11 protein-coding genes are annotated in these 12,904 nt (G+C 65.9%); 3 read left to right on the top strand and 8 right to left on the bottom strand.

Translation table 11 applies throughout. From position 1 onward, the window contains the following. The first annotated feature begins 338 nt into the window (after nt 1-338). Nucleotides 339-1,004 (top strand): dihydrofolate reductase family protein, encoded by a 666-nt coding sequence (locus N2L00_RS07335; RefSeq protein WP_255863120.1) that lies wholly within the window; start codon nt 339-341, stop codon nt 1,002-1,004. An 87-nt stretch (nt 1,005-1,091) separates the two neighbouring features. On the opposite strand, the gene N2L00_RS07330 is transcribed toward N2L00_RS07335, so the two are convergent. From N2L00_RS07330 to N2L00_RS07320, 3 genes are all read right to left on the bottom strand, one after another. Further along, nucleotides 1,092-2,111 carry a DUF808 domain-containing protein gene (locus tag N2L00_RS07330; RefSeq protein WP_255766029.1) on the bottom strand — a complete coding sequence of 340 codons (1,020 nt, stop codon included), beginning with the start codon at nt 2,109-2,111 and terminating at the stop codon, nt 1,092-1,094. 189 nt (nt 2,112-2,300) lie between these two features. After that, nucleotides 2,301-3,341, bottom strand: coding sequence for an NAD(P)-dependent alcohol dehydrogenase (locus tag N2L00_RS07325; RefSeq protein ID WP_255863121.1), 1,041 nt, complete (start codon nt 3,339-3,341; stop codon nt 2,301-2,303). 66 nt (nt 3,342-3,407) lie between these two features. After that, entirely contained in the window at nt 3,408-4,619 is a 1,212-nt protein-coding gene (locus tag N2L00_RS07320) for an MFS transporter (protein ID WP_255863122.1), read from the bottom strand. Nucleotides 4,620-4,750: 131 nt separating this feature from the next. On the opposite strand from N2L00_RS07320, the gene N2L00_RS07315 reads away from it, so the two are divergent. Then, nucleotides 4,751-5,245, top strand: a complete 495-nt coding sequence (locus tag N2L00_RS07315) for a hypothetical protein (protein ID WP_255863123.1) — start codon at nt 4,751-4,753, stop codon at nt 5,243-5,245. 145 nt (nt 5,246-5,390) lie between these two features. Continuing rightward, nucleotides 5,391-6,506: a type I phosphomannose isomerase catalytic subunit gene (locus tag N2L00_RS07310; protein WP_255863124.1), complete on the top strand. Its 1,116-nt coding sequence runs from the start codon at nt 5,391-5,393 to the stop codon at nt 6,504-6,506. A 6-nt stretch (nt 6,507-6,512) separates the two neighbouring features. Here N2L00_RS07310 and hisF read toward each other — a convergent pair whose 3' ends face one another. The 5 genes from hisF to N2L00_RS07285 all read right to left on the bottom strand — a co-directional run bounded on the left by hisF (nt 6,513) and on the right by N2L00_RS07285 (nt 12,899). After that, nucleotides 6,513-7,283 carry an imidazole glycerol phosphate synthase subunit HisF gene (gene hisF, locus N2L00_RS07305; RefSeq protein ID WP_255863125.1) on the bottom strand — a complete coding sequence of 257 codons (771 nt, stop codon included), beginning with the start codon at nt 7,281-7,283 and terminating at the stop codon, nt 6,513-6,515. 15 nt (nt 7,284-7,298) lie between these two features. Beyond that, the gene (hisG, locus tag N2L00_RS07300) at nt 7,299-8,141 is read right to left on the bottom strand and encodes an ATP phosphoribosyltransferase (protein ID WP_227922084.1); all 843 of its coding nucleotides are present in this window, start codon (nt 8,139-8,141) and stop codon (nt 7,299-7,301) included. A 97-nt stretch (nt 8,142-8,238) separates the two neighbouring features. Further along, complete coding sequence (locus tag N2L00_RS07295) at nt 8,239-8,502, bottom strand: phosphoribosyl-ATP diphosphatase (RefSeq protein WP_152218540.1); 264 nt, start codon at nt 8,500-8,502, stop codon at nt 8,239-8,241. Nucleotides 8,503-8,584: 82 nt separating this feature from the next. Further along, complete coding sequence (locus N2L00_RS07290; protein ID WP_255863126.1) at nt 8,585-9,787, bottom strand: ROK family transcriptional regulator; 1,203 nt, start codon at nt 9,785-9,787, stop codon at nt 8,585-8,587. A 79-nt stretch (nt 9,788-9,866) separates the two neighbouring features. Then, nucleotides 9,867-12,899 carry a glycoside hydrolase family 38 C-terminal domain-containing protein gene (locus N2L00_RS07285; RefSeq protein WP_255863127.1) on the bottom strand — a complete coding sequence of 1,011 codons (3,033 nt, stop codon included), beginning with the start codon at nt 12,897-12,899 and terminating at the stop codon, nt 9,867-9,869. Nucleotides 12,900-12,904 lie beyond the last annotated feature (5 nt).

The following is a 12,904-nucleotide window of genomic DNA, read 5'->3' as shown; positions in this document are numbered from 1 at the left end:
CAACCAACGGTGGAGACACCCGGATAAGGCCGTCATCTGTACAACCAACGGTGGAGACACCCGGATAAGGCCGTTACAACGAATAGCGAAGACACATCTGGGAAGGCATCGTTGCCTAGCGGCTTGTCACGGAGAATGTACCGCCCGGCCCTGATATTTGGGGCAGGTATTGACAGCCGGCCTGCCCTCTCTGGATCTTTGGCGTGTGCCTATGCCAAACTTCAGCGCCGGCCGGTGCTGCGCCTGCGCCGCTGGGATCCCTCGTTTCCTCTCGCCCACCACGCTGGTTCTCTCGCCCACCACGCTGGTTCTCTCGCCCGCCAGACTAGGAGATAGCTATGAGCCGTGTCCGCGTTGACCTCAATATCTCACTCGACGGCTTCGCCACAACAACGGACCAGACTCCGGAGAACCCGTTCGGCGACGACTGGGGGCGCCTCACCGCCGCGTATGCTGCCACCCGCACCTTCCGCCAGCGGGTGCTGCACGACGAAAGCGGAGAGGGAACCACCGGCGTCGACGATCGTTATGCCGAGCGCTACTTCGAAGACATTGGCGCGGAGATCATGGGCGCAGGCATGTTCGGGCTGCATGCGAACCCTGATGATCCGGACTGGCGCGGATGGTGGGGCGAGGACCCACCCTTCCATGTTCCGGTCTATGTGCTGACGCACGAGCCGCGGCAGTCGCTCGAAATGGCAGGAGGCACCACCTTCGAGTTCCTCACGGCAACACCCGAGGAGGCGCTGGATACAGCCACGGCGGTCGCCGGCGGCGGAGACGTGCGGGTCGGCGGCGGCGCTTCGACCGTGCGCGACTTTCTTCGGGCCGGTCTCGTCGATGATCTCCACGTTGGCATCGCCCCCATCATCCTGGGCCGCGGCGTGCGGTTGTGGGATGACCTTCGCGGTCTGGAGGCGGATTGCCAGGTCACCGCTGAAACGGCGCCGAGCGGCACCACGCATGTCACGTTCCGGCGCGGGGGCGATCCTGACACTGCATGATCTGCTCCTGGGCCGAGAGGCCCGCAGGCATGCAAAAGGGGCGGCCCCCTTAGTGAGGGGGCCGCCCCTTTGAGATCGGAGCCGAGGTTAGCCGGCGGGATCGGCGTCCGGCTTCTCCGGGCTGTGCCCGGCTGCTGCCGCCCGGGTATCACCTTCGTTATGTCCGTCCTTCTTACCGAAGGGCAGCACCTTTTTCAGCGGGTGCAGAATCGCCATGACAACCAGGCCCCAGACCAGTCCGACGACGGCTGAGCAGAGCGTGTTCACGAGCCAGCCGAGGAATCCTCCCACCACGGCAAGGCCTGCCACGGGGTGTTCCAGCGCATGGACCAGGTCATACGGTGCATGCCAGCCAAGGTCGGAAACACCGACCAGCATGATGTGTCCGCCTACCCAGAGCATGGCGATGGTTCCCACGAAGGTGATGGCCGCCAGTACGGCAGGCATGCCCCGAACCAGGAGCCCGCCGACACGCTGGGATCCTGCTGATTCCTTCTTGGCCAGGTGCAGGCCAATGTCGTCCATCTTAACGATCAGCCCAACGGCCCCGTAGACGAGGATCGTGATGGCAATAGCCACAACAACGAGGATGATCGCCCGGACCCAGATGGACGCGTCGCCGACCTCGTTCATCGAGATCACCATGATCTCGCAGGACAGGATGAAGTCCGTGGTGATGGCTCCCTTGACTACCTTGGACTCGGCGTCGGGCCCTCGCTCTACCGCCGGCGCCTCCTTGTCCTCATGATGGCCGAAGAACTTGTGCCAGACCTTCTCCGCACCCTCGTAGCAGAGGTACGTGCCTCCCAGCATGAGAATGAACGGGATGATGACTGGAATGAAAGCGCTGATCAACAGCAGTGCCGGCAGGATGAACAGAAGCTTGTTCCGGAGCGAGCCCCAGAAGATGCGCTTGATCATCGGCAGTTCACGGGACGGGTCCGCACCGGACACGTACTGCGGCGTCACGGCGGCATCATCGATGACGACGCCGGCCGCCTTGGCTCCCGCTTTCGCCGCTCCTGCCGCGATGTCGTCCACCGAGGCGGCGGCTATCCGTGCCAGCGCAGCGACGTCGTCCAGCAGGGCAACGAGCCCGCCGCTCACAGTGCGGCTCCATGCTGGTGCGGGACGGGCGGATGTTCGTAGGTGGCGCCCTCGAGACGCAGAATTGGCATGATGCAATTATAGGTGGGATGGGAAGGCCCCTTAGTACAGGGACCAAGCGCGCCTGGCCAACAGCAAGGGCGCCCCACCAACCGGCGGAGCGCCCTTGCCGACAGAAACAGCTACGAACTAGATAGTCGCCGCATCAATGACGAACCGGTAGCGGACGTCGGACTTCAGCACACGCTCGTACGCGGTGTTGATGTCCTCGGCCTTGATCAGCTCGATCTCCGGAGCAATGTTGTGCTCGGCGCAGAAGTCCAGCATTTCCTGGGTTTCGCTGATGCCGCCGATGTTGGAGGCCGCGTAGGAGCGGCGCTTGCTCATCAGGGTGAAGACCGAGATGGGCAGTGCCTCGGGCGGAGCACCCACGCTGACCATGGTGCCGTCCAGGCGCAGCAGGGACAGGTACTGCTGCAGGTCGATCGGGGCGCTGACCGTGTTGATGATCAGGTCGAACGTGTTCGCGAGCTTCTCGAACGTGCTCTCACAGCTGGTGGCGTAGTAGTGCTCGGCACCGAAACGCAGGCCGTCTTCCTGCTTGCTCAGCGTCTGGGACAGCACGGTGACCTCGGCGCCCATCGCGACGGCGATCTTGACGGCCATGTGGCCGAGTCCGCCCATGCCGACGACGGCGACCCGCTTGCCCGGCCCTGCGTTCCAGTGGGCGAGGGGCGAGTAGGTGGTGATGCCTGCGCAGAGCAGCGGAGCGGCTGCTTCATACGGAATGCTTTCCGGAACGCGGAGCACGAAGCCGTCATTCACGACGACGGAGGTGGCGTAGCCGCCCTGGGTGATGGTGCCGTCGCGGTCCTTGCTGGCGTAGGTGCCGACGTTGCCGTTCAGGCAGTAGTTCTCCATGCCGGCCCGGCAGTTTTCGCATTCGCCGCAGGAGTTGACCATGCAGCCCACGCCCACGCGGTCGCCGACCTTGTGCGCGGTGACGTCGGAGCCGACCTCGGCCACGGTTCCCACGATTTCGTGCCCGACGACCTGCGGGTACGCGATGGGTCCCCATTCGCCGCGGACGGTGTGGATGTCCGAGTGGCAGACACCGGCATAGGCGATGTCGATGAGGACGTCATGCGGGCCGACCTCGCGGCGTTCGATCGTGGTGGGGACCAGCGGATCGGTGGCGGAGGTGGCTGCGTAGGCGCGTGCGGTTGTCATATTTCTCCAAGCTGTGGGGGAACAGTGCCATAGGGCACTTAAAGCACAAGTCCGATCCGGCGTCGTTTATTTCCGCGGGGTTCCGACCGCGGCGGATCCGGCCCGCTTCGAGCCCAGCCGCCGGTACGCCAGACCGATGCCGCCGCAGACCAGGTAAGCCGCGCCAATGGACAGCCACCCGGCGAGGAAGCCGCCGGAGTATTGGAGCAGCAGGCCCATGGCCAGCGGCCCCAGCGCAAAACCGGAGTACATGCCCAGCGAGACGGCCCCGGACGCCGCGCCCACCCGTTCCCGGGGAACCTCGCGCAGCACGCCGGCCATCACCACCACGTTCACGCCCAGTACGGAGGCGCCGTGGAAGACGACGCCGGACCACAGCAGCAGCGGCACTCCGGTCTGTCCGGCGGCAAGGAGCAGGGCTGCGCCGCAGACCGCCCCGGCAGCGAGGATCAGCAGCAGGGTGGAGGCGCGGACGCCGTCGGCCATCCGCCGGCCCCAGAGCACCCGGGAGGTCACGCCGACGACGCCGGCCACCGCCGCGGTGACGCCGCCCATCAGCAGCGAGAATCCGATCTCCCGCTGCGCGAACAGGGGCAGGTAGACGTTGGTTGCCTGCATGCCCGCACCGGAAAACAGCGCAAACGCGGCCAGCAGCCAGACCGCAGCGGGGAACTTCCGGTCCGCGGGCTGCCCGGGCCCCCGCGGTGCCGGGAGCCGTGGTTCGGACGGCAGCCGGAACCACGCGTAGGCCAGCAGGAGGAGCAGGACCGCGACGGTGCCGACGGCGGCTCCGCGCCACCCGGCGACAAGGGCGGCTGCCGGGAAGAAGAGACTGGAGAACAGCTGGCTGGCCTGTACGCCGGACTGCTTGATCCCCATCCAGCCGGGCCGTTTGCCGGGTTCGACGGCGTGGATGATGATGCGGTTGGTGGTGGGGTTGGAGATGGCCTGGGCGGGGCCGGAGAGCAGGACGGCGGCCAGCAGCCACAGGTAGTTGCCGGACAACGCGGCGAAGCCCAGGGCCAGTGCGGTGCCGCCGAAGATGATCAGCAGTTGGGAGCGGGCGCTGATCCGGTCGCTCAACCGGCCCAGCCACATGGAGGACACCGCTGCCCCGGCGAAACAGGTCGCGGCCAGAAGTCCGAACTGTGCATCGCTGATCCGCAGGTCCGCCATGATCAGCGTGCTGGTGGCGGAGAGTCCGTAGTTCATCATCGGGCCGGCGCCCATGGCGCAGACCAGCACAAACAGCAGACCCGGCCCGGCGGTGGAGCGCACGCTTATCCCTTCGTGGAGTAACAGGACCCATTGTGGCCTGTGAACACGAAGGTTACCGAGTGCGACAGCCGGGGCGTCCGGATATCATTGGTGGGCACCCGCCCCACTTCACTGCTAGGAACCCGAACCCGTTGAACAAGAAATCACTCAAGGATGACGGCTTCACCGGTTTCCGCCCCATCGACGGTCTGGACATCAACCGGATCCCGCAGCGTCAGGGCATTTTCGCCGTACTTCGGCCCGAGGGGTTCGAACCGCGGTTCCTCAAGGAAAGCACGGCCGGGGTGTTCAAAAAGAAGAAGCCAACCCTGTCCCGGGATGAGCTCGCCGTCGAATGGGTGGCGGATGCCGACGTGCTGTTTCTCGGCAAGGCCAGCGCCGGCAGCCAGGGCAACCGCGGTCTGCGACGGCAGATCTCCGAATTCGTGGACTTCGGCAGGGGAAAGCCGCCGGGGCACTGGGACGGTCGGCTGATTTGGCAGCTGCTCGATGCAGAGGATCTTCTGGTGGCGTGGAAGGAACTGCCGCCCGACGCGCTCAACCCGGCCCTCGCGGAGTACCAGGCGGAGTTCCGACGGGCTTACGGCAGGCTGCCCTTCGCCAACCTCGTCCAGGCGCGGGCGTAGGAGCGGTTAGCCCTGCCTGATAACGGCGATCAGGGTCAATTCGAGTCTGCGGCAGGAATGCCTACAATTAAAAGACTGGTTGTGTGCCGGTCGGACCCTCCGGTCCCCCCAATAGCTTCGTCTTTGTCCCATTCTGGTGATGTAAGTGACCCTCGCGCGTAGTGATTCTGCCCTGTCACGGTCCGTAGGAACCGCCCGCCGGCTTTTGCCGCTGGCCTCCCGCGGCCTGCTGATTGACTGGGATCCCTCGACCTACCGGCAAACGCTGGAGCGGTTCGCCGGAGATCGGCCGGTCGAAGTCCCCCATCCGGAAGCCGGAACCGGCTCTCCGTTTCCCTTCCGCCTCTGCGTCTTGGACGCCGTTGTTCCGCCGCCGATCATGCTGCACCCGCACTGGGAGCAGGCACTGGCGGGTTTCGTTCGGGAACAGGCCCGGGGCGTGCCGCTGGGCGCTCGAAACCGTAACTATAAGGACCGCAACCCGAAGTGTGAGGTGGCCGTAGCCCTCACGCCCCTGCGCGTGCTTGCCGGGGAACGGCCAATGGAAGAACTGCGGGCCATCGCTTCGGGGCTGGAACTGCCCTGGCTGGGTTCGTACCTCCGCTTCCGCCATGAGACCGTCATCCACTCCGTACTGCGCATGTCGGCAGGGGAAACCGCAGCTGCACTGCGGGAAACAGCCAACGCTGTGGACCGGGCCCGGAACGTTGAAGGACCGGCCGCCGAGGCGGCCACCGTCGTACGTCGGCTGCAGCAGCTTTTCCCCCACGACCGGGGCATCCTGCTGGCTGTCTGCATGAAGTTGATTGAGCTGGAACCCGGGCAGGCAGCCGTAATCCCGCCCGGGTGCCTGCATACCTATCTGTCCGGCCAGGCAGTGCTGGTTATGGGCACTTCCGATAATGCGCTGCAGGCCGGCCTGGCCAACGGGTACGTGGACCTGTGCGAACTGCAGCTCCTAACGGCGGACGGACAGCCGCAGCCTTCTCCCCTGCCCGTGCTCGACGTCGGCGACGGCGAGCAGCGCATTCCGCTCTGGAGCGACGACATGGACCTGCGGCGGGTGGTCGTGGGCGATGATCCAAAGCCCGTCCGCCTGGGGCCGTTCAGCGTGGTGCTGGCTGCAATGGAACCCGCTGCCATCACCATGGATGAGGTTACGGCGGACATGGAGCCCGAAGAGAAGATCCTGTACGCCGGGGAACCCGTGACGGCCACGTTCACGGGGCCGGCCCAGATCTTCGTGGCCTCGACACGCTAGCTGCTGCTAGCGGACGTCGAACCCGGCGTCGCGGATGGCCTGTTTGACCTGATGAATCGCGTCGTCCGGGCCGAAGTGGAACACCGAGGCGGCCAGGACGGCGTCGGCCCCGGCAATCACGGCGGCCGGGAAGTGCTCGGGCTTGCCGGCCCCGCCGGAGGCGATCAGCGGCACGTCAACTGCGGCGCGGACGGCCTTGATCATCTCGATGTCGAAGCCCTCACGGGTGCCGTCGGCGTCGATGGAGTTCAGCAGGATCTCGCCCACGCCGCGGTCGGCCGCCTCCTTCGCCCAGGCGACGGCGTCGATTCCGGTGCCGGTACGCCCGCCGTGGGTGGTGACCTCGAAACCTGACGGCGTGGCGCCGTCGTGCGTGCGCCGGGCGTCCACGGACAGCGTCAGCACCTGCGAGCCGAAGTGCCGGGTGATTTCGTCAATCACGCCGGGGCGGGCGACGGCGGCGGTGTTGATGGAGGCCTTGTCCGCGCCGTAGCGCAGCAGCCGGTCCACGTCCGCGATGGTGCGCACTCCCCCGCCGACGGTCAGCGGAATGAAGACCTCTTCGGCGGTGCGGGCGACGACGTCGAACGTGGTGTCGCGGTTGCCGGAGGATGCGGTGACGTCGAGGAAGGTCAGTTCGTCGGCCCCGGCACGGTCATAGCGGTGCGCGAGCTCCACCGGATCGCCGGCGTCACGCAGGCCTTCGAAGTTGATCCCCTTGACCACTCGGCCGGCGTCGACGTCCAGGCAGGGGATAACGCGGATGGCAACACTCATGGCGTGTCCCCTTCCCTAGATCCGGCAGGCGTGGATGCTGCTGACCAGGATGGCGCGGGCGCCGATGTCGTAGAGCTCGTCCATGATCCGGTTGGTGTCCGACTTCTTGATCATGGAGCGCACGGCCACCCAGTCGCTGTTCTGCAGCGGGGAGACGGTGGGCGATTCCAGGCCCGGGGTCAGCGCGGCCGCCTCGTCCACGAGGTCCTTGCGGACGTCGTAGTCCATCATCACGTACTGCCGGGCGACCAGGACGCCGCGCAGGCGGCGGATCAGCACGTCGACGCCGGCGGGGCTGGCACCCTTGCGGCCGATCAGCACGGCCTCGGACTTCAGGATCGGTTCGCCGAAGATTTCCATCCCGGCGGCACGGAGGGTGGTGCCGGTTTCAACGACGTCGGCAATCGCGTCGGCGACGCCGAGGCGCACGGAGGATTCCACGGCGCCGTCAAGCCGGACCACGGAGGCGTTGATGCCGCGTTCGGACAGGTAGGAGCGCAGCAGGCCGTCGTAGCTGGTGGCCAGGCGCTTGCCTTCGAGCTGGTCGATGGAGGAGAAGTCCCCCACCGGGCCGGCGAAGCGGAAGGTGGAGGCGCCGAAGCCGAGGTTCATCAGTTCTTCGGCGTCCACCTGCGCGTCCAGGAACAGGTCGCGGCCGGTGATGCCGACGTCGAGCGTTCCCGCGCCGACGTAGACGGCAATGTCCCGGGGGCGGAGGAAGAAGAATTCGACGTCGTTATCGGGGTCCACCATGACCAGTTCGCGGGTGTCGCGGCGCTGGCGGTAGCCCGCCTCGTTGAGCATGGCGGAGGCGGATTCGGACAGGGCACCCTTGTTGGGTACGGCTACACGGAGCATGGGAGCATCTTTCGCTGGAAGTTTTTTCGCTGCAAGTTCATCACTGCAAAGGGAGTAGTTCGACCGGCGGGCCACACGCTGAAGGCTCAGCGCGCGGCTAGAGATGCTTGTAGACGTCCTGCAGGGTCAGGCCTTTGGCCAGCATCAGGACCTGGAGGTGGTAGAGCAGCTGGGAGATTTCTTCGGCGCATTCGGCATCGGATTCGTATTCGGCGGCCATCCATACTTCGGCGGCCTCCTCAACAACCTTCTTACCGATGCCATGCACGCCCGACTCGAATTCGGCCACGGTGCGTGACCCGGCGGGGCGGTCCTGAACTTTCTGGCTCAGCTCGGCAAAGAGGTCTTCGAAGGTTTTCACAGTGACAAGGGTACGCTGTGCCGCCCGGTGGGGCGGAATCGTGGGGCGTGGTGGTTCGTCATGTTGTACTTGGCGCAACCTGTCAGTGCTGGAGCAGCAGGCTCCGGGTGTCCGGTGAAAAAGCATTATCAAAGACCGCACAGGCAGCACCGATGGCTCCCACGTCCGTACCGAACGCCGTCCCCTCCACCCGGATGTCAGAGGCATGTGGAGCGACGGTCAGTTTCCGCAGGGCAGCCGGAACCAAGGCAAGATACGTCTCGGAGAGCATCGGCCAGTACGGCCCGCCGAAGATCACGCGGTCGAAATCCAGGGCATTCGTCAACACCGACACGGCCTTGGCCACACGCGTCGCCGAACGGTCGATGATCGCTCCGGCACCGGAATCGCCCCGGCGCGCCTTTGCACAGAGCTCCAGGAAAGCCTCCTCGACGGCCGAAGGGTCCGTTTTGTCGACTGGCCCGGGATGGACGCCGGCCCGCACGGCCTCCTCAACCAGGTTCTGCGGCATGCACGTCACGGCCACACAGCCCCGCAGACCGCAGAAGCACACCGGCCCGTCCGGGTCGACGACGATGTGCCCCACCTCCCCCGCGTTCTGGCTCGTCCCCCTCAGCACCGCGCCGCCGGAGACAAGCCCCATGCCGATGCCGGTGCCCAGGTACACGAAGATGAAGTTTTCCGGCGACTCGCTGTGACTGCCCCAGATTTCTGCAACTGCCGTAGCGGCAACATCCTTTTCGAGCACGACGGGGAAGCCCGTGGCCGTGCTGAGCGCTTTCCGCAACGGAACCCGTTCCCATCCGAGCAGGTGCGGCGGATCGACCACAATGCCGTGGTCGGAATCTATTGGCCCGGGCGAGGCGACGCCGACGCCCAGCACGCGCCTTACGTCCACTCCGGTTTCCGTTAGCAGGTCCGACACCGCCTCCACCATCACGCTGATCACGGCATCGGCATCCATCGGCTGCGGCGTCCGCCGCGCCGAATGGGAAACCACCCGGCCGCTCAGGTCGAGGATCACGGTAGTGATGACAGCCGGGTCAAGGTGCACACCGATAGCGAAACGTGCCGAGGGATTGAGCGTGAGGAGTGTCCTCGGCTTGCCGGGACCCAGCTGGATCTTTCCCGACTCGAGAATGAGCCCCTCGTCCAGCAGGCGGCGCGCAATATTGGACAGTGTCTGTGCGGAGAGCCCTGAAATATCCGCCAACTCCACCCGGCTGAGCCCATCGGGAGAGCGCCGGATCGCGTCGAGGACCACTGTTTGGTTGAACCCGCCCATCCGCGGAAGGTTGGTGCCCCGGCGGATCGCGGATCGCTGTGTAGCGCTCAGGGCACAACCTCCGTCTGGACGTTTGGCCTCACCGGCCGGGGACACCAAATCTTAGCGTGACCAGCTCAAACGGCCGGAGCACAAGCTCGGTGTTGTTTCCGTCGCCTCGCCGGAGAGCGGAACTTTCCCGGGGCCGCTCCAGCAGGTCGGTTTCCGTGACGCCGGTATGGCTGAAACCGGCCGTCAGGGTCCCCCGTGCCCTGGTCCCGTGGGCCTCATACAGACGCACAATAACGTCACCGGAACCGTCCTCGGCCAGCTTGACCGCTTCGACCACCAGGGCCGGGTTGTCCAGCCGCACGAGGGGATCCACCATGGTGCGTTCCACCCCGCTGATGGTGCGCAGGGGAAGATTCAACCGATACCCCTCAGCAACAGCCTCGGGGATGCCTGCGCCCAGCACCACTGAGGTCGCCATCCGATGGGTGCCCTGGTCGGCCGCCGGGTCAGGGAACACCGGTGCCCGCAGCAGCGACTGGCGCACTGTTGTCGTGGTGGCCCGGCCGGAGTGTGCAGAGCGGGTGATGTCGTGCCCGTAGGTGGAATCGTTGGCTACCGCCACCCCGTAGTCGGGCTCCCCTACGTGGACCCAGCGGTGGGCAACTGTCTCAAAACGGGCCGCATCCCAGGAGGTATTCGCGTGCGTCGGCCGATGGATATGCCCGAACTGGATTTCCGACGTCGCCCGCTCGGCATGGACATCCAGCGGAAAGGAGAGTTTGAGGAGTTTTTTCTGTTCATGCCAATCCACTTCGGTACTGATCTCCAGCCGCGGCGCCCGGCTGTCGAGGGAAAGATGCTGGACCACCCGCGAGGAATTGAACGTGCGCTCGATCCGCAGCGCCGTGCCCGCGGGACCGTCCACGATCTCCAAGGCGGATACGTCCACCAAATCGACGGTGTTCCGGCGGTAGTGCTCGTCGATGTCCCACGCATCCCACTGCGTGGGGGTGTCACGGTGCAGCTGCAGCAAGTTGGCGGCCGAACCGGACGGAACGAGTTCCCGGCCGGCAATCCTGTCGTACATCGAACGGATGATCCCGGCATGGTCGACGAAGATCCGGACGGCATCGTTTTCAAGGACGAACCCGTCCCCGGACCGGGACACGTTCCGCCTCTCCGGAGCCGGTTCGGGCCCGGCACCGAAAGCAGCTATTCCCGCCACCGGATAAGGGGACGCATTGAGCACCGCGGCGACCGGACCCCGGCCCAGAAGCTCATGCGCCGCCGCCTCGATGATCGTTCCCAGCGTGGCAGCCACCTCGGCATAGTTACGCTCGGCCTCCTGATATACCCAGGCGATGGACGTACCCGGCAGAATGTCATGGAACTGCTGCAGAAGCACTGTCTCCCAGGCTTTCCTTAACTCCTCCGCCGGGTAGGGCGCCCCGGCACGGACAGCAGCGGTTGCCGCCCACAGTTCCGCCTCACGCAGCAGGTGCTCGGAGCGCCGGTTGCCGCGCTTGGTCCTGGCCTGGGAGGTGTAGGTGCCGCGGTGGAACTCCAAATACAGTTCACCGGACCAGACCGGAGGTTCGGCATACTCCGCCTCGGCAGCCTCGAAGAAAGCGCGCGGGCTGGACAGCTCAACGGTGGGAGACCCTTCAAGGGACCGGGTGCGGCGCGCAGCGGCGATCATTTCCCGGGTGGGCCCGCCGCCGCCGTCGCCGTGGCCGAACGGAACCATCGACGTCGTCCCGTTGCCCTTTTCGGCGTACTGCCGCTCCGCCCGCGCCAGCTCCGCCCCGCCCAGATCCGAGTTGTAGGTATCGACCGGCGGGAAGTGGGTGAATATCCGCGACCCGTCGATTCCCTCCCACCGGAAGGTGTGGTGCGGCATCGTGTTGGTTTCGTTCCAGGAGATTTTCTGGGTGAGGAACCAGCGGGCGCCGGCTCCAGCCATGATCTGCGGCAGCGCAGCGGAGTAGCCGAAGGAGTCCGGCAGCCAGACCTCCTCGCAGTCAATCCCGAACTCCCGCAGGAAAAACCCCTTGCCTGCCACCAGCTGCCGCACGAGCGCCTCCCCGCCCGGAAGGTTGGTGTCCGATTCGACCCACATACCGCCCACTGGAACGAAGTTGCCGGCAGCGACCTTTTCCTTCACCCGCGCGAAAAGATCCGGATAGGACTGCTTAAGCCAGGCGTATTGCTGCGCCGAGGACGCGGCGAAAACGAAGTCCGGGTTCTCATCAATCAGGTCGCAGACGTTGGAGAAGGTGCGCGCCACCTTGCGGACCGTCTCCCGCGTCGGCCAGAGCCAGGCCGAATCGATATGCGCGTGCCCAACGGCGTGCAGATGGTGCGCGCTTGCCGCGGCGGGTTTAGCGAGCACCGGCTGGAGGATGCGGCGGCCGACGGCGGCAGTACCGGACACGTCATCCGGGTCCATGGCATCCACCATCCGGTCCAGGGCACGGAGGATTTCAGCGCGCCGCTGCGAAGACTCGGGCAGCTCCCGCATGAGTCCCATCAATGCCTCTACGTCCTGCTCGAGTTCCCATACCGGCAGGTCGAGGAGCCCCGCCTCGATCTGCGCCAACCGGTACAGCCGGGCATCCCCGGCGGTCGCCTTGTCCCCGTAGGGAGTGGGGATAAAGAGGAAATCCTGGGCAACATTCGGGTTGGCGGCTGCTTCGATGTAGAGGTCGATTACGCCGCCCGCGCCGACGTCGAGCCGGACCGCGCGGTTCAGTGGCTCCACCCCCTTGATGATGGTCCCCGAGGATGAATACACGGTCCCCTCGGCCTGGAACCCGGGCTGCTGGCCGGTGAACCCCAGGTCGACAACGAGCTCGGCCCGGGCGTCCTTTTCCTCCGCCCAGGCTGCGGGCACCTTACCTTCGGCATGGAACCACACAGTGCCCCAGGGTTTGCCCCAAACCATTCCGTGCCGGGCCGGCAGGAACTGCTGCCCGACGGCCGTGGCGAACGGTACGGGTTCATCGGGAACCTCCCAGAAGGCCAGGTCCAGCGGCTCGGTGCGGCGGTAAAGGGCCGGTACGAGCCGTTCGCCGCGGAACCGCCGGACGCGGGCTTCAACAAGGGTGGCGTCATAGTGCATGGAGT

The organism is Arthrobacter sp. zg-Y1171 (assembly GCF_025244845.1).
GTDB lineage: Bacteria > Actinomycetota > Actinomycetes > Actinomycetales > Micrococcaceae > Arthrobacter_B.
The sequence above is the reverse complement of the archived record's forward strand: the minus strand, read 5'-3'. Positions and strand labels throughout refer to the sequence as shown.